A 24,569-nucleotide genomic window follows, 5' to 3' on the forward strand; every position below is an offset into this window, starting at 1 on the left:
GCTCAGGTAGGGGTGGAAGGGGGATGCCGGCCCGCATCGATGTCGCCTCAGCGCGTGAGCCGCTGTCGCCGGACGCCGCGTCCCTGCTGCTGTGGCGCACGGTGCTGACCGGCGCCGTGGACGCGGAGGCCGTCGACCCGCCGACCGCGGACATGGTGCGGATGCTGGCCCGGCGGCTGACGGCGCGCTGCTCGGCCGGCTGGGCGGCGTCCCTGCTGGCGCCGCTGACGCCGTTGCTGGGCGGGCCGGTGATCGACCCGGCGGCAGCGGCAGCGTCGGTGCTGCTCTCCAGGCTGACGCTGGCGGCCCAGGTCACGGCCTTGCGGCGCATGACCGAGGCTGGGCTGCACCCGATCGTTCTCAAGGGCCTGGCCAACGCGCATCGGATCTATGATACGCCGACGCCGCGCGTGCTGGGCGATCTCGACGTGCTGCTGCCGCGCGCCGAGATCGGCGCCGCCATCGACGTGTTCACGCCGCTGGGCTACCGCTTCGGCAGCGCGCGGCGCACGCGCTGGGGCTTCGTGTCCGACGCCAGCTACGTGCCCTTCCATTCCCCTGACGGCGTCACCAATATCGACCTTCATGTCCAGCCCGATGCCTGGCCCCTGCCGCTGGGGCTGGCGGCCGACGATGTTCGCGCCGGCGCCAGGACGCTCACCATTGCGGATGGCGTGGTCCGCATGCCCTGCGACGAGCATGTGCTGCTGATCTGCCTCTCGAACATCGCCAAGGACCGCTTCGACTGGCGGTGCATGTCCAAGGCGATCGACGTGGCCCGCCTCCTCGTGCGCCATGGCCAGGCGTTGGACTGGCGCGAGATCGAAGATCGTGCCGCGCGCGCCCGCCTGCGCCGGCCGCTGGATGCGCTGCTCGCGCTGCTGACGGCGCTGGGCCTGCCGGCCGCGCTGGTGCCGCGCACCGTGATGGCGCCCCGTGGGCTCGCCGGCCGGACATGGCGGCGCATCGTGGCCGACTGGCGCAGCGTGTTCGCCGGCGAGCTCTCGGGCGGCGACCTGCTGTGGCGGGATCTGACCCTGGCCCAGACGCCCGCGACCTTCGCGCGTTTCAACTGGTGGCGCGTGAAGGGCCTGGTACGGCCGGCGGACGGGGTTCCGCCGGAGGCCCGTGCGCGCGGGCTTGCCTGATTCAGGCGGTCGGGGCGTAGCAGGCCGTGCTGGGCCAGCATGGTCGTCGCCTCGATATCGCCACCGTCATTGTGGAAGGCGGGCGCGCCGGCGCCGAACAGCGTTGCGTGGTACGACATATCGCGAAACGCGATACCACTATCGTCAGAAGAACTCGTCGAGCAGCCGGTAGAAGTCCAGCTTGCCGCGATCGATGGCGCCGCCGTAGTGGCGCAGGAACGGCTCGGTCCATTCTTCGCCGAGATTGTAGCGGATGCTCCAGCAAGCCAGCGCCAGGTCCTGATGGCGGTCCGCGACGCCCAGCCGTCCGCAATCGATGAATCCGGTGAACAGGCCGGCATCCACCAGCAGATTGGGCAGGCATGCGTCGCCATGCGTGACCGCGAGATCTTCCCCTTGCGGCCGCCGTGCTGTGAGCTCTTCGACAAGGTCCGACGCGGTGCGGCCCAGGCGCTCGTCGTCGAAATCGCTTTCGTCGACGACGCCGGCGGCGACGCGGGCCCGTGCCTGGGCGATCCGCTGCTGCAGGCGGTGGTCAAACGGGCAGGTCGCAATGTCGATCCGGTGCAGATCGCGCAGCGCGCCGGCAGCCAGCGCGACGATCCGGCTCGGCTCCAGCTGAGCCGAGGAGGCAAGGTCGCGACCCGGCACGGCCGTCGTCAGCAGCCAGCTGCGGCCCTCATCGAGGGCTTCTGCCAGCACTCGGGCGGCAGCGACATGCCGGCTCGCCAGCCAGCGCAGCCGGGCAGCCTCCCCGGGCAGCTCGCTGAACGGGCCGGCGGGCTCGGTCTTCGCGAACAGCGTCGGGCGTCCTTCCGCTTCGAGGCGAAACACCAGCGCGTCGGAATGGCCGATGGTCTGCCGGTGCCAGGCATAGCCTTGCAGATCCGACTGCCATGCACGCGGCGTCGTCAGGGGAGGGCGAGACGAGGTCATGCCGCCCGTCGTCCGCCGCGCCACGGGCGGTTCCGAAGCAGGCGCTCGATCACGGCAGGGATCAGCGCCGCGGTGTCGCGGACGGCTCGCGATGCCTTGCCCTTGGGCGTGAAGGCCAGGCTGCATCTCAGCTCCATCGATTGCGTCCCCAACGCGCCGTCTGTGTCGCGGGCTCATGAAATCTAACAGCGGGCTTCAGGAAAAGTTGCTTTTTCGCGGCCCCACGCGCCGCCATAGTCCCGGCTCCACGAGGGCGGTGACACGATGCGCGCAAGGCGATGTTGGATCATGTGAGCTGACGGAAACCCCGTCCCCTCCAGCATTCTCTTAGGCACAGCGCGCTTTCTGACGTGATCGCACGGGCCCTTCGGCCCCGCGTCGCGCGCCCCTCTGCAAGGAAATCCGCATCATGACCACTCGACGACTCCTGCTCGGCGCCGCCCTCGGCGCGCTCGCGCTCAGCGGCACGGCCGCGGCCCAGGACCTGAAGGAATTCCGCATCGGCTACCAGAAGGGTGGGCTGCTGGCGGTGGTGAAGCAGCAGAAGACGATCGAAGCCCGCTTCAAGACGCTGGGCGTCGCTTCCGTCAAGTGGATCGAGTTCCAATACGGACCGCCGCTGCTGGAAGCACTGGGCGTGGGATCGATCGATCTCGGCACCGTCGGCGACACGCCGCCGATCTTCGCCCAGGCCGCCGGCGCCAATGTCGTCTATGTCGCTGCCACGCCGGCGTCGGAGTCTGCCCTGATTGTGCCAGCGGCCTCGCCGATCAGGTCGCTGGCCGACCTGAAGGGCAGGAAGGTCGCCTTCGCCCGCGGCTCGAGCTCGCACAACCTGACTGTCCAGGTTCTGGCCAAGGCCGGTCTCACCTATGCCGATATCACGCCGGTGTACTTGACGCCGGCCGATGCGGCGGCAGCGTTCGCACGCGGCAGCATCGATGCCTGGACGATCTGGGATCCATACTACGCGATTGCCGAGAAGCGACAGAAGGCACGCACCCTGGCGACGACCAAGGATGTGGACGGCAGCAACTCGTTCTATCTCGCCAATCGCGATTTCGCGAAGCGCCACCCCGAGGCTCTGCGCGCCGTGCTCGACGAGCTGGCCAAGGCCACCCAGTGGGCGGACAAGAATCGCGACAAGCTGGCGGCCGCGATATCGGAGGTCACCGGCGTCGAGCTGGAGGCGCAGCAGGCCGCGGTCAACCGCGCCAGGATCAATTTCGGCCCCGTCAGCGATGCGGTGATCGCGCAGCAGCAGGCGATCGCGGACACGTTCGTGAAGCTTGGCCTGATCCCCAGGGCGATCACCGTGCGCGACGCCGTCTGGCGGCCGTCCGGAAGCTGAGCCGTCTGCCGCACATGCGTTCCAAGGTGATTCCCATGACCGTTCAGTCCCCGCTCGACTTCTTCTGGTTCATTCCCACGCATGGCGATGGCGCCTATCTCGGCGCCGAGCACCGCCAGCGGCCGGCCGACTTCGCCTATTTCCGGCAGGTCGCGACCGCCGTCGACCAGCTCGGCTATGGCGGCGTGCTGCTGCCGACTGGCCAGAGCTGCGAGGATTCGTGGATCACCGCGGCCGGCCTGGCGACGGCGACACAGCATCTGAAGTTCCTGGTCGCGCTGCGGCCGGGGGTCGTTTCGCCCACCTTCGCCGCGCGCCAGACGGCGGCGCTCGACCGGATGAGCGGCGGCCGGCTGCTGCTCAACGTGGTGGTGGGCGGCAACCCCGCCGAGCTCGCCGGCGATGGCGTCTTCCTGCCGCATGACGAGCGCTACGCGCAGGCCGGCGAGTTCCTTGCGATCTGGCGCAAGCTGCTGTCGGGCGAGACCGTCGACGTCGACGGCAGATACTATCGCGTGCGCGGCAGCCGGCTCGACTTTCCGCCCGTGCAGCGTCCCTATCCGCCGCTCTATTTCGGCGGCTCCTCCGATGCCGGCCAGGAGCTCGCGGCCGAGCAGGTCGACCTCTATCTCACCTGGGGCGAGCCGGTGGCCCAGGTGGCCGAGAAGATCGCGGCGGCGCGCGCCCGTGCCGCGGCGCGCGGCCGCACGTTGCGCTTCGGCATCCGGCTGCACTTCATCGTGCGCGAGACCGAGGCCGAGGCATGGGCGGCAGCCGATCGTCTGATCAGCCGCGTGACCGACGCCCAGATCGCGCACGCGCAGCGCCGCTTCCGCGAGGAGATGGATTCGGTCGGGCAGCATCGCATGGCGGCGCTGCACGGCGGACGGCGTGACCGGCTGGAGGTCGCGCCCAACCTATGGGCCGGCATCGGCCTGGTGCGCGGCGGCGCCGGCACGGCGCTGGTCGGCGATCCCGCGACCGTCGCGGCACGCCTGCGGGAATACCAGGCCGTCGGCGTGGATACGATCATCGGCTCGGGCTACCCGCATCTCGAGGAAGCCTATCGCGTGGCCGAGCTGCTGTTCCCGGCGCTGGGCCATCAAGGTCGGCGCCCGTCGGTCAGCGGCGTCGTCACCAACGAATTCGCGGTCGGCTCGCACGCCGCGCCACGTCTCCAGGCTGCGGCGTCATGAGCCGGATCGCCGGCCTGGTTCCGCGCAACGGCGCGGGCTGGATCCTGCCCTTGGCCCTGGTCGTGGTCTGGGAGGCGGCGTCGCGGCTGGGCGGCCTGCCGGCCACCGTGCTGCCGGCGCCGTCGGATGTGCTAGCGGCCGCGTGGCGGCTGCTGCGCTCGGGCGAGCTGACGGCCAATATCGGTGTCAGCGGTCTGCGCGCCATATCAGGCTTCGTGGTCGGCGGCGGCATCGGCCTGGCGCTGGGCCTTGCCAACGGCCTGTCGTCGCTGAGCGAGAAGCTCACCGACACCACGCTGCAGATGGTGCGCAATGTGCCGCACCTGGCGCTGATCCCGCTGGTGATCCTGTGGTTCGGCATCGAGGAGCAGGCCAAGCTCTTCCTGGTCGCGCTCGGCGTGTTCTTCCCGATGTACATCAACACGCTGCTGGGCATCCGCAGCGTCGATCCGCAGCTCGTCGAGATGGGCCGCGCCTATGGCATGGGGCGCTGGGCCTTGTTCCGGCATGTCATCCTGCCGGCGGCATTGCCGTCGGTGTTCGTCGGCCTGCGCTACGGGCTCGGCATCATGTGGCTGACCCTGATCGTGGCGGAGACGATCTCGGCCTCGTCGGGCATCGGCTACATGGCCATGCAGGCGCGTGAGTTCCTGCAAGTCGACGTGGTGGTGCTGTCGATCGTGATCTACGCCCTGCTGGGCAAGCTGGCCGACAGCGTGGCGCGCCAGCTCGAGCGCCTGTCGCTGCAGTGGCATCCCGCATTCCAGACCGCATGAGGTGGACGATGATCGCAACGGACAAGGACCGCGCGGGACGCGGCGTCACGGCTTACGGCGTCGGCCGCTCCTTCGGCAGCAAGACGGTGCTCGACCATCTCGACCTGCATGTGCCGGCCGGGCAGTTCGTCGCCATTGTCGGCCGCAGCGGCTGCGGCAAGAGCACCTTGCTGCGCCTGGTCGTGGGGCTGGACAAGCCCAGCGCCGGCCGGATCGTCCTCGATGATGCGGCCGATATCGGCACGACGACGCGCATCATGTTCCAGGAGCCGCGGCTGCTGCCCTGGGCGCGCGTGCTGGCCAATGTCGCGGTCGGCCTGGACCCGCGCGGCGACGCCGATCAGCGTCGCGCGCTGGCGCAGCAGGCGCTGCATGAGGTCGGCCTGGGCGATCGCGCCGGCGACTGGCCCGCGGTGCTGTCCGGCGGCCAGAAGCAGCGTGTGGCCCTGGCCCGTGCGCTGGTCAGCCGGCCGCGCCTGCTGGCATTCGACGAGCCGCTGGGCGCGCTCGACGCGCTCACCCGCATCGAGATGCAGCGTCTCATCGAGACGGTGTGGCGCGATCAGGGCTTCACCGCCATCCTCGTCACGCACGACGTTGCCGAGGCCGTCGCGTTGGCCGACCGGGTCCTGGTCATCGAGGACGGCCGCATCGCGCTTGACCTCGATGTCGATGCGCCGCGGCCGCGCCGTCATGGCGATCCGCATCTGGCGGCGCTCGAGGGCCGTATCCTCGACCACCTGCTCGGCGATGACGATGCGGCGGCGCCGTCGAGCCGCGCCGCTTGATCACGCGCCGCCGGAGCTGTCGCGATGACCGTGATGACCTCGCCCGTCGATACGTCGCTGCTCGCCGAGATCGCACGCGAATTCGCCGGCCATGCCGACGCGCATGACCGTGCCGGCAGCTTCGCGCACGAGAACATCGACCGGCTGCGGGCGGCGGGGCTCCTGACGCTGATCGCGCCGCGTGAATTCGGCGGCGGCGGGCGTGGCCTGTCGGCGGCCGCGAAGGTCGTCGGCGCGATCGCCGAGGGCGATCCGTCGACGGCGTTGGTGCTGTCGATGCAGTATATCTCGCATGCTGCGATCGGCCGCTTGTCCCTGTGGCCGCCCAGCGCGCGATCGCGCGTCTTCAGCGACGGTGGACTGATCAACGCATTGCGGGTCGAGCCGGTGCTGGGCTCCCCGGCCCGCGGTGGGTTGCCCGAAACTGTCGCCCGCCGCGATGGCGATGCCTGGCGCATCTCGGGCCACAAGATCTACGCGACAGGCATCCCCGCCTTGCGCTGGCTGCTGGTATGGGCGCGCGCCGACATCGACGGGCAGGTGAAGGTCGGATCATGGCTGGTGCCGGCCGACGCGCCTGGTGTCGGCGTGGTCGAGACCTGGGACCATGTCGGCATGCGCGCCACGTGCAGCCATGACGTCGTGCTGCAGGATGTCGCCGTGCCTGCTGATCACGCGGTCGACGTCAGGTCGCCGCACGAATGGACCATCGATCCGCAGCAGGCAGCCTGGAACACGGTGCTGATCGCGGCCGTCTACGACGGCATCGCCCGGGCCGCGCGCGATTGGCTGGTCGGCTGGCTCAACGACCGCGTGCCGAGCAACCTGGGCGCGTCGCTGGCGACGCTGCCGCGATTCCAGGAAGCGGTGGGCGACATCGAGGCGCGGCTGCTGGTGAACCGCCGGCTGATCGCCGACAGCGCCCGACGCGTCGACCAGGATCCGGTGCCGCTGCCGGCCGCAGAGGCGGGCCTGGTGAAGCATGTGGCGAGCGGCAACGCCATCGCCGTCGTGGAGAAGGCGCTGTCGCTGACCGGCAATCATGGGCTCAGCCGGCGTCATCCGCTGGAGCGCCATCACCGCAATGTCCTGTGCAGCCGGGTGCACACGCCGCAGGACGATTCGATCCTGATCGCCGCCGGCCGCGACGCCCTGGGCGTGCAGGCCGCCTGAGCCGAGGAGCTATCCATGAGCGTTGAGTTCATCGGCATGATCGCCACCCGCAAGGTCTCCGAGACCCACGCGCCGCAAGGGCCCGTGATCGATCGGGACTACATCCGCGCCTTCGCCCAGGCGCATGAGCGCTCGGGCTTCGACCGCATCCTCGTCGCGCACGCCTCGACCGGGCCCGACGCTTTCCTGGTGACCTCCTATGCCGCGTCGGTCACCGAGCGGATCGGCTTCATGCTCGCGCATCGCCCGGGTTTCGTCGAACCGACCCTGGCGGCGCGCAAGCTGGCGACGCTGGATCATTTCACCGGCGGCAGGCTGGCGGTGCATATCATCTCCGGCGGCGACGATGCCGAGCAGCGCCGGGATGGTGATTTCCTGGACCACGACGCGCGCTATGCTCGCACCGACGAGTATGTCGCCATCCTGCGGCGCATCTGGACCGCCGATGCGCCGATCGACCACGAGGGCCCGCACTATCGCTTCGTCGGCGGCTTCTCCGAGGTCAAGCCGCTGCAGAAGCCGCACCTGCCGATCTATTTTGGCGGATCGTCCGAGGCGGCCATCAAGGTGGCGGGCCGGCACGCCGATGTCTATGCCCTATGGGGTGAGACCCACGCCCAGGTGCGCGACACGATCGCCCGTGTGCGCGCCGAAGCGGCAAGGCATGGGCGGCGGCTGCGCTTCAGCGTGTCGTTCCGGCCCATCCTGGCCGACACCGAGGAAGCTGCCTGGGCGCGTGCCGACCATATTCTTCAAGAGACGCGGCGTTTGCGCGCCGCGCAGGGCCTGGGCGCCGGCGATCCCAGGCAGAGCGAAGGCGCGCGCCGCCTGCTGGCGGCAGCGGCGCAGGGCGACCGTGTCGATCAGCGCCTGTGGACCGCGATCGCACGCGAGACCGGCGCGCGCTCCAACAGCACGGCCCTGGTCGGCACGCCCGAGCAGGTCGCGGCGGCGCTGCTCGACTACTACGACCTGGGCGTGACCACGTTCCTGATCCGTGGCTTCGATCCACTGGAGGACGCGGCCGACTACGGCCGGGTGCTGGTGCCGCTGACGCGCGAGCTCGTCGCACGGCGCGATGGCGAACGGCCCGCCAGGGTGGGCTGAAAATCTGCTCCAGCGAAGCTGCTGGACACATCTCGCAGAACGACCCCGCTGTCGTCCTGAGCGTAGTACTCGGAATCACTGGTTGGCGACACACCTGTCATCCTGAGCGCAGCGAGGGATCTCCTGCGGCAGAGCGCACAGTGCGCCATTCGCAGGAGATCCCTCGCTGCGCTCGGGATGACAATCGCGACTCGCGTGTGGGGGAGGGAAGGATCAAACCCGCTCCAGCAGGTCGCGCGCGTCGAGCTCGGCGAGCAGCGCATCGAGGTCGTGCGCGATCGTGTCGCGCGGTGTGTCGGGGAAGGCCTCGGCCAGCACCGCGGCCAGCTCGTCGCGCGTGGCCGGCTCGGCCAGCGCCGTCCAGACGCCGCCACCCAGCGCATCGAGATGGAAGATCGCCTGCGTGCGCCCGTCGATCAGGAAGGTGCCGCCGTCGAGGGCGGTGATGGCGATGTCGGGGCGGCGGCGCAGGCGATTCATGCGCGTCTTGTCGGCGACGGCATGCGGCACGTCAAGCCGGCATCACGAGATGCCGAAGCGTTCGGCGAGCAGATCGGCGGCAGCGGCGCTCGAGCCATAGACCAGGCGCAGGCATGGCACGCTGCCGGCGATCAGCGCCGCCGCGGCGACATGGCCCCTGGCGTCCATCCCCGGCGCGGTCGACTGGCGCACCACGGCCAGCGCCGCATCGCCCTTCGAGCCCAGCTCGAGCTCCAGCGCGTCGGGATCATCGTCACGGCGATGCGGCAGGACCAGGGCGGCCACTGGCAGCGTGGTGCCGAACGGCGCCGCGTCGAAAGTGTCGAGCTCGAGGTCGATATAGGCAATGATGGGATTGCCCTGCCAGTCCATGTGCTCGACCACGGAATTGGCAGCGACGAAGGCCGCCAACGCGCCACCGGCGCCTTCGTGGATGGGCAGGCGCATGCGCGGCGTCAGGCCCAGGCCAATGCCGGTCGGCACGTCGCTGTTGTCGGTGCCGGCGGGCGCCACCAGCAGGCGGTCGTCGCCGAAGAAGCGCGCGCCGCGGCGCGCGAGCTGCAGCGCCAGCGTGCTCTTGCCGCACAGCGAGTCGCCCACGAACAGGATCAGGCCGCCGGGACCGGCGGCGGCGCCGGCATGCAGGCCGATCAGGTCGCTGCGCCGTGCCAGCTGCTCGGCCGCCAGCAGGCCGACAAGCTGGTTGGCCGCCTCGGCGGCGTCGGGCACCTCCTGCGCGCCGCCTTCCAGCGCCCCGTGGCGCAGGCGGAAGCCGCCGTCGACGGCCTCGATGGTAATGTCGGCGAGGTCGGCGATCGCCGTGCCTTCCTCGTCGAACGGCCACAGGCCGAAGAAGCGGGCCGTGAAATCGATCAACGGCGCGTCGCTGGCCACCCGGATCGGCCGGTCGTCGAGGCCGGCAAAGCGGTACATCGTGCTCATGTGGTATCCCCCGGGTGGCTGGCGGACATCCCTGCGCCGCCGGCCACCCCGTACGACCTTAAACGATAGACGGGCCGCTTGCACCGGCGCCCTTGCAGGGTTCGCCTTCCTACAACCCCGTGACCTCCTTGAGCAGCCCGAAGAACGCGCGCTTGCGCGCCGAGCCGGTCGACCAGTCGACCGGCAGCGACTGGAAGCCGTCCTCGAAGCGTTCGCGGATGCGGCGGTAATCGAAGAAGCCCCAGCCGGCGCCGCTGTCGATGGCGGCCAGCATGTTGTTGTCGGCAGCGTCGAAGGCGTAGTGGTCGTCCTCGTTGAACGTGATCGGCTGGCCCCGGTAGCCGGCGCCGGTGCGCGTGCGCAGCACGTGCAGGCGGATGCCGTCGGGCGTGTCGATGCGATTGCCATGCGGCAGCAGGATATCGGCGCAGGCCAGGATGCTGTCGGGTGGCGCTGCCGGTCCCACCAGGCTGGTCCCCACCAGCAGGCGCCCGGAAGGTGTCGCCAGGTGGCCGGCGCTGCGCGCCTGCGCCAGCCCGATCAGCTCGTGGCAGCGCTCCGCGCCGATGACGGGATGCGCGAACACCGGCAGGTCGACCTCGTTGCCGATCTCCAGCAGCACGTTGCGCGCGCCGCGGCCGACCAGCCAGTCGACCGTGCCGGCGACGGCGGCGCGCACCGCATCCTCGTCGCGCAGGCGCTGGCTCTGCCGGCCGTAGAAGAGGCCGAGGATCAGGGCCATGCCCTGCGCATCGGCGGCGGCCACCAGCGCACCCAGGCGCGCGGCGTAGTCGGGCTTGAGCTGGCCGTCGGCCGTGAAGCCGCAGATATGCCAGGGCTGGTGCCAGGAGTAGCCTTGCGGGCTGCCGCCGCTGAGGTTGAGCGCGATCGCCAGCAGCCCGTGGCGGCGATAGTCGGGCAGCGCCGCGATCAGCTCGCGCGTGTTGCGCTCGGCGCTCCAGTCGCCATCGGCATACGACCACGCGCCGCGCGTCGCCGGGTTCTCGTCATCGACGACGGCATTGGCCATGCGGCTGTTGAACAGCAATCCCTCGATGCGGCTGCCGCGCCAGCGCCGCCCGGAATAGGTGGGGGCGCCATTGATATGGAAGCGGTCGCCGTCGATGGACAGGATCGTCGTCGTCATCCCATGGCCTCCCGGCTGGAAGGGCGATCATGCCGGCTCCACCGGGCGGACGCCACTCAAGGGTCGGGCCGCGCCGCTCCAGCGGCGCTCTTGCATTGCGGCAGGCCAAGCGGCGTTGACCGGCTTGCGCTCAAGCCGTGCTTCACATCGAAGCAAAAGCGCCGCTGGAGCGGCGCGGCCCGACCGCCGGGAACATCACGACCCGATCATGCCGCCGTCCTCCTTGGTGATCACGACCACGCTGGGGCGCGGCGGCATGTCGTCCTTGAAGTCGGGCCAGCGCGTGGCCGGTGTGTCGAAGCTGGAGCCCGGCAGGCCATCGACGCCCGGATGCTGCACGGCTACGAACAGCGTCTTGTTGTCGGGCGTGAATTCCGGACCGCACATCTCCGCGCCCAGCGGGCAGGCGAAGAAGCGCCGGGTGAGGTAGGCGGCCGGGCCGTCGACATCGCAGGCGAACAGGCCGTCGGGGATACCGTATTTCGACCAGTTGCTGCCGGTGTCGGTGGCGATCCACAACCGTCCCTGGCTATCGAACGCGACGTTGTCGGGCGCGCTGAACCAGCCGCCCGGCGAGGTGCCGGGATGATATTTCGCGCCTTGCTCCGGCTTGGACGGATCGCCGGCCAGGATCGGAATGGTCCAGGTGAAGACGTCGGCGGCGTGGTCGGCATCCTTGCCGCGGCCGCCCGGCGGCATCATGGCCAGGATATGGCCGTGGACGTTGGCGGCGCGCGGGTTGGCCGGGTTGATCTCGCTGTCCTTGCGCTCGGCATTGTTGGTCAGCGCGGCGTAGACAACCCCGGTCACGGGGTCGGGCTCGACATCCTCCGGCCGGTCCATCCGCGTGGCGCCCAGCAGGTCGGCGGCGCGGCGCGCCTCGATCAGCACGTCGGCCTGCGAGTCGAAGCCGTTGGCCGCGGTCAGCGGCCCCTCGCCATGCACCAGGCGCAGCCAGCGCAAGGTGCCGTCGGCATCGAAGCGCGCGACCGAGAGCACGCCGTCGTCAAGCAAGCTCATGTTGGCGGCGCGGTTGGCGGGATCGAAGCGCCTGGCAGTGATGAAGCGGTAGATGTATTCGCCCCGCTCGTCGTCGCCGGAATAGAGCACGACGCGGCCGTCCTTGTTGACAATCGCGGTCGCGCCCTCGTGCTTGAAGCGGCCCAGCGCCGTGCGCTTCACCGGCGTCGAGGTGGGGTCATAGGGATCGAGCTCGACCACCCAGCCGAAGCGGTTGGGCTCGTTGGGCTCCTTGGCGAGGTTGAAGCGATCGATCTGCCGGCCCCACCAGGCATAGCCGCGGCCCGAGGTGCCGACACCGTAGCGCTTGCGCGCGCCGGCCTCGCTGTCGGCCGGGGCGTCGCCGGAGAAATAATTGTGGAAGTTCTCCTCGCCGTGCAGCGTCGTGCCCCATGGCGTCTTGCCCCCGGCACAGTTGTTGAGCGTGCCCAGCACGCGCGTGCCGGCCGGATCGGCATTGGTCTGCAGCCGCTTGTGGCCGGCGGCCGGTCCGGCGATGCGGAACGGGGTCGTCATCGGCACGCGGCGGCTGAGCGGGCTGTCGGCGACCACCGCCCAGGTGCCGCCCGTGCGGCGCACTTCCACCACCGAGAGGCCGTGCGCGGCCAGCTCGACCTCGACCCGCTCGCGCGTCATCTTCTCCAGCACCGTGTCGCGCGTGATGCCCGGCCACATGAAGCCGGTGTTGGTGTATTCGTGATTGACGACCAGCAGGCCATGCTCGCTGCTGGCGGAGCCGGGCGGCAGCGGCATGTAGGCCAGGAAATCGTTGTTGTAGCCGAACTGCCTGTCCTGGGCCGCGGCCGTCAGGTTGTGCACGTCGAAGGCGGAGGCGCCGGCGACGACGGGATCGCCCCAGCGGATCAGGATGTCGGCGCGGTAGCCGGCCGCCACGGCGTGCCGGGGCGAGGGCTTGCCCGAGAGCTCGGCAAACGTCAGGCTCGATGCCGCCTGCGCCGCGGCCGGCCGCGGCGCCAGTGGCGCCAGTGCGCCGGCCAGCGCCGTCGAGGCCAGCGTGCCCAGCATCGCGCGCCGCGACAGGCGGGCGGCCACGATGTCGCTGAAGGTCGGGTTCCCACTGTCGTTGCGGCCGGTATCCTCGACCGGATCGTCGTGGCACAGCGGCGAGTCCATGATGTTCTCTCCTCATCCCAGGGATGGCACACTGGTACTGGCTATCGGCAAAAGGTGAGTCATGACTGTCATCCCGAGCGCAGCGAGGGATCTCCCGCGAATGGCGCACCGTGCGCCTTGCCGCAGGAGATCCCTCGCTGCGCTCGGGATGACAGGTGTATCAGCGACCAGCGATTCCAGGTACTGGGCGGTCCGGCCGGGGCGGCCAATGGAGGGGTTATGAGCGAGTTGAGCGAGTTGATCGAGCGCCGCTTCGGCGAGCGGGTGGATGCCGATGTGCCGCCGGACGGCGTGCCGACCTTGCAACGCATGCTGGCGCGCGGCGTGCGGCGCGCGTTCCTCGACAAGCCGGTCGAGCCGGCGCTGCTGCGCACGCTCTGCGCCGCGGCGCTGGCGTCGCCGACCAAGAGCGACCTGCAGCAAGGCGACATCGTCATCGTGAACGACCCGGCGCGCCGGGCCGCGATCTTCGCCACCATTCCCGACCATCCCTGGCTGGCGTCGGCGCCGGTCTTCATGGTCTTCCTCGGCAACAACCGTCGCCAGCGTCAGATCCATGCCTGGCGCGGCAAGCCGTTCGCCAACGACCATCTCGATCCGTTCTTCAACGCTGCCGTCGACAGCGCCATCGTGATGGCGACCTTCATCGCAGCGGCCGAGGCGGTCGGGCTCGGCTGCTGTCCGATCAGCCAGATCCGCAACCATGCGCGCACCGTCTCCGATGCGCTCGCGCTTCCGGCGCATGTGTTCCCCGTCGCCGGCCTTGCCGTCGGCTGGCCGGCGCGCGACGGCGAGCTGAGCCTGCGGCTGCCGCTCGACGTGCGTGTGCATGTCGACCGCTTCGACGAGGCCGACCTGCCGGCGCGGATCGACGCCTATGATCGCCGCCGCGCGGCCGTGCAGCCCTATCGCCGCCAGCGCGACGAGGCGCGCTTCGGCCGCGTCGACGCCTATGGCTGGTCCGAGGACAAGGCCCGGCAGTACGCCAATGCCGAGCGTGCCGATTTCGGCGCCTATGTCCGCAGCCAGGGCTTCAAGCTGGACTGACGCGACGCCGCCAAAAAGGAACCCCTCTCCGTGGGAAAGAGGGGTTCGAGTTTGGCGTCGCGGGCCCGTCAGGGGATGGACCGGGCGACGCGCGGGGAAAGCGTTCAGCATGGTCGGGCGTACGGCAGGCGGGTTGCCTGCCCGTGACCGCCCCATGTCAGGGCGGTGACAAGCTGTGGACACCGGGGATGTGAACTCTTTCGGACCGCGGGCGTCCTCGCCCGCACTCGCCCGCAGCGAAAGCGGAGGGCGACCTCACGATGGTCGCCGCTGGCGCGCCGATGCGGGCGTGGACGCCCGCGGTCCGAAAAATCAACCGCCCTGGGCGTCGAGCGCGTAGCCGGCGGCCCGCACGGTGCGGATCAGGTCGGGCTGGCCTTCGACATTGAGCGCCACGCGCAGCCGGCGGATATGCACGTCGACGGTGCGCGCCTCGATGTAGACGTCGCGGCCCCACACCGAGTCCAGAAGCTGCTCGCGCGTGAACACGCGGCCGGGATGCTCCATGAAATGGCGCAGCAGGCGGAACTCGGTGGGACCCAGGTGCACCGGCTTGCCCTGGCGGGTGACGCGGTGCTGGACCAGGTCCATGGTCAGGTCGGCGTAGCTCAGCACCTCGTCGGCCAGCGCCGGGCGGATGCGGCGCAGCACGGCGCGGATGCGCGCGATCAGCTCGGCCGGCGAGAACGGCTTGCTGACATAGTCGTCAGCGCCGGCGTCCAGCCCGCGGACGCGATCATGCTCCTCGCCGCGGGCGGTCAGCAGGATGATCGGGATGTTGGCCGTGCCGGGCGCGCGGCGCAGCTGCCGGCAGACCTCGATGCCGGACATCAGCGGCAGCATCCAGTCGAGCAGCACCAGGTCGGGGCGATCCTCGTCGATGGCGCGCATCGCGGCCTCGCCGTCGCCGGCGGCCGAGACGCGGTAGCCGGCACGCTCGAGGTTGTAGCGCAGCAGCTCGACCAAAGGCGCCTCATCCTCGACGATCAGGATGTGCGTCTTGTTGGTGCTCATGCCGAGGGATGATCGCTCGGCTGTCGGCGGATTGAGTTCATGAAGTCCCACGGGGTCGCTCCTCGACGACCTCCTCACCGGTCCAGCGGAAGAGGAGTAGTTCGGCGATATTGGTGGCGTGGTCACCGATGCGTTCGATGTTCTTGGCCATGAACATCAGCTGGGTGCAGGCGGAGATGGTCCGGGCGTCCTCCATCATGTAGGTGAGCAGCTCGCGCACCAGGCCGTGATAGACATCGTCGATGTCGGCATCGCGCGTCCAGACGGCACGGGCGCGTTCGATGTCCTTCGAGGCCAGCGCGTCCAGGACATCCTTCAGCAGCGCCTGCACCAGCCGACCGAGGCGGTCGACGCCGCTCAGCGCCGGCGACGGCGTCGTCAGCGGCTGGATCTGCAGCGAGCGCTTGGCGACGTTCTTGGCGTAGTCGGCGATGCGCTCCAGCGCGCTGGCGATCTTGATCGAGGTCACGATCAGCCGCAGGTCGTTGGCCATCGGCTGGCGCAGCGCCAGCATGCGGATGACCTGGTTCTGCACGGCGCGATCCAGCTCGTCGACCCGGTTGTCGGCCTTCATGACCTTCTCGGCGGTCTCCGAGTTGTGCTCGCGCAGGGCGGCGAGCGCCATCGCGAGCTGCGATTCGGCGAGGCCGCCCATCTCCGAAATGGTGGCGTCGAGCTTCTCCAGCTCGTCGTCGAAGCGTCTGACCATATGCTCAGCGGGCATCATGCGTCTCCCAGCGTGCGGCTCAGCCGAAGCGGCCGGTGATGTAGGCCTGCGTGCGCTCTTCCTTCGGGTTGGTGAAGATCTGCGACGTGTCGCCGTACTCCACGAGGTCGCCGAGATGGAAGAACGCCGTGCGCTGCGAGACGCGCGCGGCCTGCTGCATGGAATGGGTCACGATCACGATCGTGTAGTTCTCGCGCAGCTCGTCGATCAGCTCCTCGATCCTGGCCGTGGCGATCGGATCGAGCGCCGAGCACGGCTCGTCCATCAGGATCACCTCGGGGCTGACCGCGATGGCACGTGCGATGCACAGGCGCTGCTGCTGGCCGCCGGAGAGGCCGGTGCCGGGCTTGTCGAGGCGGTCCTTCACCTCTTTCCACAGCCCGGCGCGGGTGAGACTCGACTCCACGATCTCGTCGAGCTCGTTCTTGCCCTGGGCGATGCCGTGGATCCTCGGCCCGTAGGCGACGTTCTCGTAGATCGACTTGGGAAACGGATTGGGCTTCTGGAAGACCATGCCCACCCGGGCCCGCAGCTGCACGACATCGATGCGGCGATCGTAGATGTCGTCGCCGTCGATCTTGATCGAGCCTTCCACCCGGCAGCCCTCGACCACGTCGTTCATGCGGTTGAGGCAGCGCAGGTAGGTCGACTTGCCGCAGCCCGACGGGCCGATCAGCGCCGTCACCTCGCGTTCGTTGATGTCGAGGTCGACGCCGTGCAGGGCTTCCTTCTCGCCGTAGAAGACCTTGACCCCTTGGGACACGACCTTGGGCGCGTGGTTGCCCGACGCGGCGCCCGCAGTCGCGGCAACGGGTTTGATAGCAACGGTGTTCATCACGATTCCCCTTGGCCCCTCAGGCCTATCGCGTGACGGGAGATTACCAGCGGCGCTCGAAGCGGCGACGCAGCAGCACGGCGGCAGCGTTCATCACGATCAGGAACGCCAGCAGGATCAGGATGGCGGCCGAGGTGCGCTCGACGAACGACCGCTCCGGCGCGCCGGCCCACATGTAGATCTGCACCGGCAGGGCGGTGGCCGGATCGAACGGCGTCGCCGGATAGGCGACGACGAAAGCCACCATGCCGATCAGCAGCAGCGGCGCGGTCTCGCCCAGGGCGCGGGCCATGCCGATGATCGTGCCGGTCAGGATGCCGGGCAGCGCCAGCGGCAGCACGTGATGGGTGATCACCTGCATCTTGGAGGCGCCGACGCCCAGCGCCGCCTCGCGGATCGACGGCGGCACCGCCTTGATCGAGGCACGCGTGGCGATGATCACGACCGGCAGCGTCATCAGCGACAGCACGAGGCCGCCCACCACCGGCGCCGAGCGCGGCATGCCGAAGAAGTTCAGGAAGATCGCCAGCCCCAGCAGGCCGAAGACGATCGACGGCACGGCAGCCAGGTTGTTGATGTTGACCTCGATCAGGTCGGTCCAGCGGTTGCGGGCCGCGAACTCCTCGAGATAGACCGCGGCGGCGACGCCCACGGGCAGGGCGGTCAGCAGCACCACCAGCATCATGTACATCGATCCGATGATGGCCACGCCCATGCCGGCCTGCTCGGGGTCGCTGGACGCGCCGTTGACGAACAGCGCGCCGTTGAACCGCTTCTTCAACCGGTTGTCGGCGACCAGCTTGTCGACCCAGGCGATCTGGCGGTCCTTGAGCCGGCGCTGGTTCTCCGGCAGGTCACGCGCGATCTGGCCCTTGATCAGGGTGTCGACGTCGGCGCTGGCCGATACCCATACCGGCACGGTCTTGCCGATCAGGGTCGGGTCGGCCATCACGATGCGCCGCAGCTCGTTGTCGGCGCCGTTCGACAGCAGCGCATAGGCCTCGCGCCGCTGGGCGCGGTCGCTGCCGACGCCCAGCGTATCGCGCAGGGCGGTGCGCAGCAGCGCCGTGTAGTCGGCGGCCCGCAGCGTGGTGTCGTCCACCTTGCCGCCGGGCGCCAGTGTCGCGGCGTCGAGGTTGACGTCGAGCCGCATCTTGCTCTGCTGCAGCGCGCCGTAGCCCTGCACCACCAGGGTGACGAAGAGCCACGCGAGGAAGAACAGGCCGAAGGCGATCGCCGCGATGCCGTAGGCGCGGAAGCGCCGTTCCGCGGCATAGCGGGAGCGCACGCGCTTCTCGTTCAGCACCAGCTTGCGGGGCGCTCGGTTGGCCATTGCGGCGGTCATGGGAAGGGCTGAATCGGTCATGGGAATGGGTGCCTCGGATGGGGCGCGCTCAGTCGTACTGCTCGCGGTACTTCCGCACGATGTGCAGGGCGTAGATGTTGAGCAGCAGCGTGACGGCGAACAGGGTCAGGCCCAGCGCGAAGGCGACCAGGGTCTGCGGGCTGTTGAACTCCAGGTCGCCGGTGAGCTGGCTCACGATCTTGACCGTGACCGTGGTCACCGAGTCGAACGGGTTCAGCGTCAGCTTGGCGGCGATGCCGGCGGCCATGACCACGATCATGGTCTCGCCGATGGCGCGCGACACGGCCAGCAGCACGCTGCCCACGATGCCGGGCAGGGCCGCCGGCATCACCACCCGCTTGATGGTTTCCGACTGCGTGGCGCCCAGCGCATAGGAGCCGTCGCGCAGCGACTGCGGCACCGCATTGATGATGTCGTCCGACAGCGACGAGACGAACGGGATGATCATCACGCCCATCACGACACCCGCCGTGAGCGCGCTGGTGGCCGAGACGTCGAGGCCGACCGAGGCGCCGATGTCGCGGAACAGCGGCCCCAGGGTGGAGAGCGCGAAAAAGCCGTACACGACCGTGGGAATGCCGGCCAGGATCTCGAGCAGCGGCTTGACCCAGGCGCGCACCGTCTTGTGGGCGTACTCGGACAGGTAGATGGCCGACAGCAGGCCGATCGGCACCGCCACCAGCATCGCGATCAGCGAGATGAACACCGTGCCCCACAGCAGCGGGATCAGGCCGAACTGGCCGGCCGAGCCGTCGCGGCCGGCGGCGCTGAAGCGCGGATCCCAGACCAGCCCGAAGAAGAAGTCCTGCGGCGGCACCATCGAGAAGAAGTGCAGCGTCTCGAACAGCATCGAGCAGACGATGCCGACCGTGGTCAGGATGGCGATGGCCGAGCATGCCACCAGGCCCCAGGTCGCGGCGCGCTCGACATGGTTGCGCGCCCGCAGCGTCGGCGCGATGCGGCGGGCACCGAAGAAGAAGCCGATCGCCGCCAGGCCGATCACCAGCACCGCCATCGCCCAGCTTGCGGTCGCATGCAGCGATTGCTGGCGCGCCGCGGCTTCCTTGGCGTAGGCCGGCACGTCGCCCACCGTGGCCCGGCCGCGCACGAGGTTGTCGATGATGGTCAGCACGAGGCTCAGCTTGTCCGGCGGCAGCGCGCGCACGTCGTCGGGCAGGCTGTTGCGCACCACCATGTCGACGACCATCGGCTCGACCACGACCCACAGCAGCAGCAGGACCAGCGCCGGCACCGCCGCCCACAGCGCCACATACGATCCGTAGTAGGGCGGCCGCGAGTGGAGGGCGCGGGTGTGGCCGCCGGCCGTTGCCAGCGCGCGCTGCCTGCCGACCACGAAGCTGGCCAGCATCATCAGCAGGACGACGGCGAGCACGAGGGTGCTGGACATGGGAACCCCAAGGGTGGCGGCGGCAGCCGCGATGACTTTGTCACTCCCTCGGCGGTGAAAGCGGTGCGCCGCGTGCCCGCCGGGGGAAGGAGAAAGTCATGACAGGCCAGAGAGAAAGGCCGGCGCGGTGGCACCGCGCCGGCCTGCTGGCGTCAGTTGACGAGCGCGCCCTTGCTGAAGGCGGCGCGCACGCTGGTGCGCTCGGTGGCCGGCATCGGGATCAGGCCCTTGTCGGTGGCCATGCCCTCGTCGCCCACCACCTTGTCGCTGAGGAAGAACTCGACGTATTCCTTCAGCCCGGGGATCACCGAGAGGTGCGCCTTCTTGACGTAGAAGTACAGCGGCCGCGAGACCGGGTACTTGCCGTCGGCGATGCTCTCAACAGTCGGCACGATGCCGGACACGGTCGCGACCTGGATCTTGTCCTTGTTCTGCTCGTAGAAGCTCAGGCCGAACACGCCGACCGCGGTGGGCGTGCGCTGGATGCGGGCCAGCGTCTCGGTGTAGTCGCCGTCGATGTCGACCGACAGGCCGTCCTTGCGCACCGCCTTGCAGGCGTTGGCCCTGGCCTTGGCGTCGGCGATGGCCTTGATCTCGGGGAAGTCGTGGCAGCCGGCTTCCAGGACCTTCTCCTCGAACACCTCGCGGGTGCCGTGCTTCTCGCCGGGGATGAAGATCTGGATCGGCTGGTCGGGCAGCTTCGGGTCGATCTCCTTCCAGTTCTTGTACGGGTTCGCCGCGAGCGCGCCCTTCACCGGCACCTGGGCGGCGACGGCGAGGTAGACGTGCTTGGGCTCGAGCGCGAAATGGCCGGTCTTGACGCTGCTGGCGAAGACGATGCCGTCGTAGCCGATCTTGATCTCCTGGATCTCCGCGACGCCGTTCTTCTTGCACTCCTCGATCTCGCTCGGCTTGATCTTGCGCGAGGAGTTGGCGATGTCGATCGTCTTCTCGCCGACGCCGCCGCAGAAATTCTTCAGGCCGGCCGATGAGCCGCCCGACTCGACGATCGGCGTCTTGAACTTGCCGGCGAAGGCCTTGCCGAACTGCTCGGCCGCGATGTTGGCGAAGGGCAGCACGGTGGACGACCCGGCGATCTGGATCTGGTCGCGCGCCTGCGCCGGGCCGAAGGACAGCACGGCCAGCGCGGCCGTGAACGTGCCGGCGGTGAGGGTTCTGACGAGCATGGGAGCTCCCATGGAATTGGTTGCGGTCCGGAAACCAAACCGGCGGGGGACCGCATCCCGCCGTCGCGGGCCAGTCCTATGAACCTAACAACATGGTTTTATTTCTGATTTGTTGCAGATCAATGACGCTCGCCGGCCCGGACCTGGATCAGAATGATAGACAACTGTCTTAGTTGTTGATGAATCAACCTTTTTGGACGCCTGCAGGCTCCTTTGACGCAGTGGAAAACTCGTTGTCCGGTAACAGCACCGTAAAGGTGGAGCCCTCGCCAACAGCGCTTTCGACGGTCAGCCGGCCACGGTGGCGGTTCAGCACATGCTTGACGATCGCCAGACCCAGGCCGGTGCCGCCCATCTGCCGCGACCGAGCCGTGTCGACGCGATAGAAGCGCTCGGTGAGGCGCGGCAGGTGCTCGGCGGCGATGCCTTCACCTTGGTCGCTCACGATCAGGCGCACCCCGTCGTCCTGGCGGCTGGCGCCGACCCGCACGCTCGTGCCTGGGCGGGTGTACTTGACGGCGTTGTCGATCAGGTTCTGGAACGCCATCGCCAGCTCGTCGCGATCGCCGATCACGGTCGGCAGATCGGGTGGCACGTCGAGCGTCAGCGTCACCTGGCGCGGGCGTGCTTTCATCTCCAGCATCTCGACCAGGCCGCGCAGCAGCGGGCCGACCTCGACCCGCCCGGTCGGCGACTCGTGCTCGCGCTGCTCGATGCGCGAAAGTGAAAGAAGATCCTCGACGAGGCGCCGCATGCGGCCGGTCTGCTCGGCCATGATCGCCAGGAACCGGTCCTGCGCCTCGGCGTCGTCGCGCGCCGGGCCGCGCAAGGTCTCGACGAAGCCCACCAGGCTGGCCAGCGGCGTGCGCAGCTCATGGCTGGCGTTGGCCACGAAGTCGGCCCGCATGCGCTCCGCCCGGCGCAGCGCCGTCATGTCGTGGAGCACGACCAGCACCAGCGATCCGTCGTCGGTCGGCCGCGGCAGCGCCTTGATATGGGCCGCCAGGATGCGCTCGGGCGGGCCGGGCACGGCGATCTCGGCCGGGTCGTCGATCGGCGCACCGGCCAGCGCCGCATCGACGGAATCGAGCAGCGTGGGCTGGCGCAGCGTCGCGGCCAGGTCACGGCCGGTTTCGATCGGCCCCAGCAGGGTGCGAGCCGCGCGGTTGAAGCGCACGACGCGGCGACTGCCGTCGATGCCCAGCAGCGGGTCCGGCAGGCCGTCGACGATGGCCTGGGCCGACGCCGACAGCGAATCGATGGAGGCGCGCTGCCGGTGCCACAGGCGGGCCAGCGCCGCCACGCCGCCCGCCAGCTCTTCGGCCGCCGGCGACAGCACGAAGCGCGGCACATCCGGCTCGTCGCCGCGCGACAGCGCCTCCACGAAGCGCGCGAAGCGGCCGATCGACAGCACGTAGCGGCGCACCACGATCACGGTGGCCAGCGCGATACCGGCGAAGGCGACCAGCGCCGGCAGCGGCGCCAGCGCCCGCATCCAGACCAGCACCGCCAGCGCCAGCGCCGAGGGCAGCAGCGCGATGACGTTGGCAATGACGTGCCGGCGAAACGGCAATGACGACGAGGTCTCGGCCATGCCGCCCAGTATACGAACCGGCGCCGCGGTTCCAGGCATTAACGTCGGCGGAACCTGTCAGGACTCATCCGGCGAGGGAGCGTGCGCGGTGTGCTGCTCGCGATCACCGCCCGCGCCACTGCGGGGGACGCTTCTCGGCGAAGGCCTGCGGACCTTCGAGCGCATCCTCGCTGAGGTACACCGACTCGAACAGGTGATGGGCGGCCCGCAGCCCGGCCGAGCGGCCCATCTCGGCCGAGAGATACACCAGCTCCCGTGCAGCCTTCACCGTGAGCGGCGCGTTGCCTGCGATGGTGCGGGCCATGCCCAGCGCATGCGCGCGCAGCTCAGCTGCCGGCACCACGGCGTTGACATAGCCCAGCTCGTATCCGCGCTGCGCCGTGAGCGGCTGTCCGGTCAGCAGCAGCTCCATCACGATGCGCTGCGGCAGCATCCGGGTCAGCGGCGCGGCCCAGGGCATGCCGCGGCCCACCTTGGCTTCGGTGATCCCGAACACCGCATGGTCGGCGGCGATGCACAGATCGCACATCTGCGCCAGCAGCCAGCCGCCGGCATAGGCGAGCCCATTGACCGCGGCGATCACAGGCTTGCTGACATGCACCGTGTCGCCGAGCACGGGCACGAAATCGCGCGGTGGCACGCGCAGCCGCTGGCCGGCGGCTTCCTTCAGGTCCATGCCGGCGCAGAAGGCGCGCTCGCCGCTGCCAGTCAGGATGGCCACCTTCAGTTCCGGCGACGCCTCGAAACGATCCCACGCCTGGCGCAGGCCCTTGATCAGGCCGGCGTTGATGGCGTTGAGCTGCCGCGGCCGGTTCAGGGTGATGACGGCGACACCATCCTCGGTATCGAACAGCACTTCCTCGGTCAGGTTCATCAGCTACCTCCCAATTGCGCGTGCGCCGCGCGCTCCAGGTGCTCTCTATGCTCCGGCGCCGCGATGGCCACCAGGGCGCGCGCCCGCTCGCGCAAGCTGCGCCCGCGCAGCCGGGCCACGCCGAATTCGGTCGCCACGACGTCAACGTCGCTGCGCGGCGTTGTCACCGGGCCGCCGAGCCGGGCCACGATCCGGGAGGCGCCAGCACGGCCGGTCGCGGGCAATGCCACGATCGATGCGCCGCCTTCCGACAGGCTGGCGGCCCGCACGAAATCCACCTGCCCGCCGACCGCGCCGACATAATCCGCGCCCACCGCCTCGGCATTCACCTGGCCCGTCAGGTCGACCTCGAGGGCGGAATTGATCGACACCAGCCGCTTGAGCCGGCCCAGCGCCGATCCCGCATGGGTGTAGTCGGCGGTGCAGAGCCGCAGGGCGGTGTTGCCGTCGGCGAAGCGGTACAGGCGGGACGTGCCGATCAGGCTGCCGGTGACCGTGATGCCTGGGTCGACCTCCTTGAAGGCATTGGTGACCACGCCGCGTGCCATGAGGTCTGCCGCCGAATCGCCGATCATACCGGAATGGATGCCCAGGTCGCGCCGGTCGTGCAGCATCGCGACGATGGCCTCCGGCACGGCGCCGATGCCGACCTGCAGCGTCGCGCGGTCGGGGATCAGATCGCGCAGATGATCCGCGATACGCCGCTCGAGGTCGCCGAAGGGCGCCGCTGGCAGCTCGACCAGCGGCCGGTCGGTGTGGACGCCGACGGTGATCTCGTCGCTGCGCAGCGGCTGGTCGCAGGGTGTCCACGGCACCTGCGCGTTGATCTCGGCGATGACGACCGAGGCTGACGCGATCGCGGCGCGCACGTAGTCGTTGATGAGGCCGAAGCTGTGCTCGCCGCGGGCGTTGGCCGGGCTCACGAGCACGAGCGCGACATCGCAGCGGATCAGGCCGGCGCGGATCAGCCGGGGTATCGACGATATGTGGCAGGGGATCGGGTCCAGGCTGCCGGCTTTCACGAGCTTGCGCAGGCTGCCAATGCCGCCCAGGCCCGTGAGGCGCAGGCAGTCGGCATGCTCAGGCTGGAACGTGCTGGAGAAGTTGGCCCCGAGGAAGACGCTGCTGCCGCGGAAGGCGGCGCGCTGGCGCACCAGCTGCTCCGTCAGGCTCAGCGGCTCGCCAGTCGCCTGCCCGAAAACGATTCCGGCGCCGGGTCGGATATGCCGCGCCAGATCAAGGTCCTCGATCGACTCGAGCCGGATCATCGCGAGATCCTCGGCAGCATCTGACAGGCGCCTTCCGGCAGCGATGCGTCC

22 protein-coding genes are annotated in these 24,569 nt (G+C 69.5%); 8 read left to right on the plus strand and 14 right to left on the minus strand.

Annotated features, from left to right (window positions below):
• Positions 1–23: 23 nt before the first annotated feature.
• Complete coding sequence (locus tag FHP25_RS26215; RefSeq protein ID WP_147849936.1) at positions 24–1,148, plus strand: nucleotidyltransferase family protein; 1,125 nt, start codon at positions 24–26, stop codon at positions 1,146–1,148.
• Positions 1,149–1,292: 144 nt separating this feature from the next.
• Here FHP25_RS26215 and FHP25_RS26220 read toward each other — a convergent pair whose 3' ends face one another.
• On the minus strand, positions 1,293–2,084 hold the full coding sequence (locus tag FHP25_RS26220) for an APH(3')-II family aminoglycoside O-phosphotransferase (RefSeq protein ID WP_147849977.1): 792 nt from the start codon (positions 2,082–2,084) through the stop codon (positions 1,293–1,295).
• 409 nt (positions 2,085–2,493) lie between these two features.
• Here FHP25_RS26220 and FHP25_RS26225 point away from each other — a divergent pair, with 409 nt between their 5' ends.
• From FHP25_RS26225 to FHP25_RS26250, 6 genes are read left to right on the plus strand one after another with little or no spacing between them, the layout of a single operon-like run.
• Positions 2,494–3,435, plus strand: a complete 942-nt coding sequence (locus tag FHP25_RS26225; protein ID WP_147849937.1) for a sulfonate ABC transporter substrate-binding protein — start codon at positions 2,494–2,496, stop codon at positions 3,433–3,435.
• Between the two features lie 35 nt (positions 3,436–3,470).
• On the plus strand, positions 3,471–4,631 hold the full coding sequence (ssuD, locus tag FHP25_RS26230) for an FMNH2-dependent alkanesulfonate monooxygenase (RefSeq protein WP_147849938.1): 1,161 nt from the start codon (positions 3,471–3,473) through the stop codon (positions 4,629–4,631).
• On the plus strand, positions 4,628–5,407 hold the full coding sequence (locus FHP25_RS26235; RefSeq protein WP_147849939.1) for an ABC transporter permease subunit: 780 nt from the start codon (positions 4,628–4,630) through the stop codon (positions 5,405–5,407). The genes ssuD and FHP25_RS26235 overlap by 4 nt, the downstream gene beginning before the upstream one ends.
• An 8-nt stretch (positions 5,408–5,415) precedes the next feature.
• Positions 5,416–6,195: an ATP-binding cassette domain-containing protein gene (locus FHP25_RS26240; protein WP_218578611.1), complete on the plus strand. Its 780-nt coding sequence runs from the start codon at positions 5,416–5,418 to the stop codon at positions 6,193–6,195.
• Between the two features lie 24 nt (positions 6,196–6,219).
• Positions 6,220–7,368: an acyl-CoA dehydrogenase family protein gene (locus tag FHP25_RS26245; protein ID WP_147849941.1), complete on the plus strand. Its 1,149-nt coding sequence runs from the start codon at positions 6,220–6,222 to the stop codon at positions 7,366–7,368.
• Positions 7,369–7,383: 15 nt separating this feature from the next.
• On the plus strand, positions 7,384–8,475 hold the full coding sequence (locus tag FHP25_RS26250; RefSeq protein ID WP_147849942.1) for an LLM class flavin-dependent oxidoreductase: 1,092 nt from the start codon (positions 7,384–7,386) through the stop codon (positions 8,473–8,475).
• A 213-nt stretch (positions 8,476–8,688) separates the two neighbouring features.
• Here FHP25_RS26250 and FHP25_RS26255 read toward each other — a convergent pair whose 3' ends face one another.
• From FHP25_RS26255 to FHP25_RS26270, 4 genes are all read right to left on the minus strand, one after another.
• Positions 8,689–8,985, minus strand: coding sequence for a PqqD family protein (locus tag FHP25_RS26255; RefSeq protein ID WP_147849943.1), 297 nt, complete (start codon positions 8,983–8,985; stop codon positions 8,689–8,691).
• Positions 8,986–8,997: 12 nt separating this feature from the next.
• A complete protein-coding gene (locus tag FHP25_RS26260; protein WP_147849944.1) occupies positions 8,998–9,897 on the minus strand; it encodes a hypothetical protein in 900 nt (299 codons plus the stop codon).
• Between the two features lie 109 nt (positions 9,898–10,006).
• Positions 10,007–11,044 carry a hypothetical protein gene (locus FHP25_RS26265; protein ID WP_147849945.1) on the minus strand — a complete coding sequence of 346 codons (1,038 nt, stop codon included), beginning with the start codon at positions 11,042–11,044 and terminating at the stop codon, positions 10,007–10,009.
• Positions 11,045–11,239: 195 nt separating this feature from the next.
• Complete coding sequence (locus FHP25_RS26270) at positions 11,240–13,198, minus strand: PhoX family protein (protein WP_147849946.1); 1,959 nt, start codon at positions 13,196–13,198, stop codon at positions 11,240–11,242.
• Between the two features lie 219 nt (positions 13,199–13,417).
• Between FHP25_RS26270 and FHP25_RS26275 the strand changes: the two genes are divergently transcribed.
• Complete coding sequence (locus FHP25_RS26275) at positions 13,418–14,245, plus strand: nitroreductase family protein (RefSeq protein WP_147849947.1); 828 nt, start codon at positions 13,418–13,420, stop codon at positions 14,243–14,245.
• A 312-nt stretch (positions 14,246–14,557) separates the two neighbouring features.
• Here FHP25_RS26275 and phoB read toward each other — a convergent pair whose 3' ends face one another.
• From phoB to FHP25_RS26320, 9 genes are all read right to left on the minus strand, one after another.
• Positions 14,558–15,259, minus strand: coding sequence for a phosphate regulon transcriptional regulator PhoB (gene phoB, locus FHP25_RS26280; protein WP_147849948.1), 702 nt, complete (start codon positions 15,257–15,259; stop codon positions 14,558–14,560).
• A gap of 37 nt (positions 15,260–15,296) precedes the next feature.
• Positions 15,297–15,983, minus strand: a complete 687-nt coding sequence (gene phoU, locus FHP25_RS26285) for a phosphate signaling complex protein PhoU (RefSeq protein ID WP_147849949.1) — start codon at positions 15,981–15,983, stop codon at positions 15,297–15,299.
• 22 nt (positions 15,984–16,005) lie between these two features.
• A complete protein-coding gene (pstB, locus tag FHP25_RS26290) occupies positions 16,006–16,821 on the minus strand; it encodes a phosphate ABC transporter ATP-binding protein PstB (protein WP_147849950.1) in 816 nt (271 codons plus the stop codon).
• Positions 16,822–16,864: 43 nt separating this feature from the next.
• Positions 16,865–18,187 (minus strand): phosphate ABC transporter permease PstA, encoded by a 1,323-nt coding sequence (pstA, locus tag FHP25_RS26295; RefSeq protein ID WP_147849951.1) that lies wholly within the window; start codon positions 18,185–18,187, stop codon positions 16,865–16,867.
• A 28-nt stretch (positions 18,188–18,215) separates the two neighbouring features.
• Positions 18,216–19,595, minus strand: coding sequence for a phosphate ABC transporter permease subunit PstC (gene pstC, locus FHP25_RS26300; RefSeq protein WP_147849952.1), 1,380 nt, complete (start codon positions 19,593–19,595; stop codon positions 18,216–18,218).
• Positions 19,596–19,747: 152 nt separating this feature from the next.
• Entirely contained in the window at positions 19,748–20,782 is a 1,035-nt protein-coding gene (locus FHP25_RS26305; protein ID WP_147849953.1) for a substrate-binding domain-containing protein, read from the minus strand.
• Between the two features lie 184 nt (positions 20,783–20,966).
• The gene (phoR, locus tag FHP25_RS26310; RefSeq protein WP_147849954.1) at positions 20,967–22,376 is read right to left on the minus strand and encodes a phosphate regulon sensor histidine kinase PhoR; all 1,410 of its coding nucleotides are present in this window, start codon (positions 22,374–22,376) and stop codon (positions 20,967–20,969) included.
• 103 nt (positions 22,377–22,479) lie between these two features.
• Positions 22,480–23,250: an enoyl-CoA hydratase/isomerase family protein gene (locus FHP25_RS26315; RefSeq protein WP_147849955.1), complete on the minus strand. Its 771-nt coding sequence runs from the start codon at positions 23,248–23,250 to the stop codon at positions 22,480–22,482.
• A complete protein-coding gene (locus FHP25_RS26320) occupies positions 23,250–24,518 on the minus strand; it encodes an acetyl-CoA hydrolase/transferase family protein (RefSeq protein WP_147849956.1) in 1,269 nt (422 codons plus the stop codon). The genes FHP25_RS26315 and FHP25_RS26320 overlap by 1 nt, the downstream gene beginning before the upstream one ends.
• Between the last annotated feature and the right edge of the window lie 51 nt (positions 24,519–24,569).

The organism is Vineibacter terrae (assembly GCF_008039615.1).
GTDB classification, from domain to species: domain Bacteria; phylum Pseudomonadota; class Alphaproteobacteria; order Reyranellales; family Reyranellaceae; genus Vineibacter; species Vineibacter terrae.

What these genes read in the sequence shown, in the direction of transcription:
- pstA (WP_147849951.1), bottom strand. Translation starts at nt 18,187, where the DNA reads ATGACCGATTCAGCCCTTCCCATGACCGCCGCAATGGCCAACCGAGCG.
- FHP25_RS26265 (WP_147849945.1), bottom strand. Translation starts at nt 11,044, where the DNA reads ATGACGACGACGATCCTGTCCATCGACGGCGACCGCTTCCATATCAAT.
- FHP25_RS26240 (WP_218578611.1), top strand. Translation starts at nt 5,416, where the DNA reads ATGATCGCAACGGACAAGGACCGCGCGGGACGCGGCGTCACGGCTTAC.
- phoB (WP_147849948.1), bottom strand. Translation starts at nt 15,259, where the DNA reads ATGAGCACCAACAAGACGCACATCCTGATCGTCGAGGATGAGGCGCCT.
- ssuD (WP_147849938.1), top strand. Translation starts at nt 3,471, where the DNA reads ATGACCGTTCAGTCCCCGCTCGACTTCTTCTGGTTCATTCCCACGCAT.
- pstC (WP_147849952.1), bottom strand. Translation starts at nt 19,595, where the DNA reads ATGTCCAGCACCCTCGTGCTCGCCGTCGTCCTGCTGATGATGCTGGCC.
- phoR (WP_147849954.1), bottom strand. Translation starts at nt 22,376, where the DNA reads ATGGCCGAGACCTCGTCGTCATTGCCGTTTCGCCGGCACGTCATTGCC.
- FHP25_RS26235 (WP_147849939.1), top strand. Translation starts at nt 4,628, where the DNA reads ATGAGCCGGATCGCCGGCCTGGTTCCGCGCAACGGCGCGGGCTGGATC.
- FHP25_RS26225 (WP_147849937.1), top strand. Translation starts at nt 2,494, where the DNA reads ATGACCACTCGACGACTCCTGCTCGGCGCCGCCCTCGGCGCGCTCGCG.
- FHP25_RS26260 (WP_147849944.1), bottom strand. Translation starts at nt 9,897, where the DNA reads ATGAGCACGATGTACCGCTTTGCCGGCCTCGACGACCGGCCGATCCGG.
- FHP25_RS26320 (WP_147849956.1), bottom strand. Translation starts at nt 24,518, where the DNA reads ATGATCCGGCTCGAGTCGATCGAGGACCTTGATCTGGCGCGGCATATC.
- FHP25_RS26315 (WP_147849955.1), bottom strand. Translation starts at nt 23,250, where the DNA reads ATGAACCTGACCGAGGAAGTGCTGTTCGATACCGAGGATGGTGTCGCC.
- FHP25_RS26220 (WP_147849977.1), bottom strand. Translation starts at nt 2,084, where the DNA reads ATGACCTCGTCTCGCCCTCCCCTGACGACGCCGCGTGCATGGCAGTCG.
- FHP25_RS26215 (WP_147849936.1), top strand. Translation starts at nt 24, where the DNA reads ATGCCGGCCCGCATCGATGTCGCCTCAGCGCGTGAGCCGCTGTCGCCG.
- FHP25_RS26305 (WP_147849953.1), bottom strand. Translation starts at nt 20,782, where the DNA reads ATGCTCGTCAGAACCCTCACCGCCGGCACGTTCACGGCCGCGCTGGCC.
- FHP25_RS26250 (WP_147849942.1), top strand. Translation starts at nt 7,384, where the DNA reads ATGAGCGTTGAGTTCATCGGCATGATCGCCACCCGCAAGGTCTCCGAG.
- FHP25_RS26270 (WP_147849946.1), bottom strand. Translation starts at nt 13,198, where the DNA reads ATGGACTCGCCGCTGTGCCACGACGATCCGGTCGAGGATACCGGCCGC.
- FHP25_RS26245 (WP_147849941.1), top strand. Translation starts at nt 6,220, where the DNA reads ATGACCGTGATGACCTCGCCCGTCGATACGTCGCTGCTCGCCGAGATC.
- pstB (WP_147849950.1), bottom strand. Translation starts at nt 16,821, where the DNA reads ATGAACACCGTTGCTATCAAACCCGTTGCCGCGACTGCGGGCGCCGCG.
- FHP25_RS26275 (WP_147849947.1), top strand. Translation starts at nt 13,418, where the DNA reads ATGAGCGAGTTGAGCGAGTTGATCGAGCGCCGCTTCGGCGAGCGGGTG.
- phoU (WP_147849949.1), bottom strand. Translation starts at nt 15,983, where the DNA reads ATGCCCGCTGAGCATATGGTCAGACGCTTCGACGACGAGCTGGAGAAG.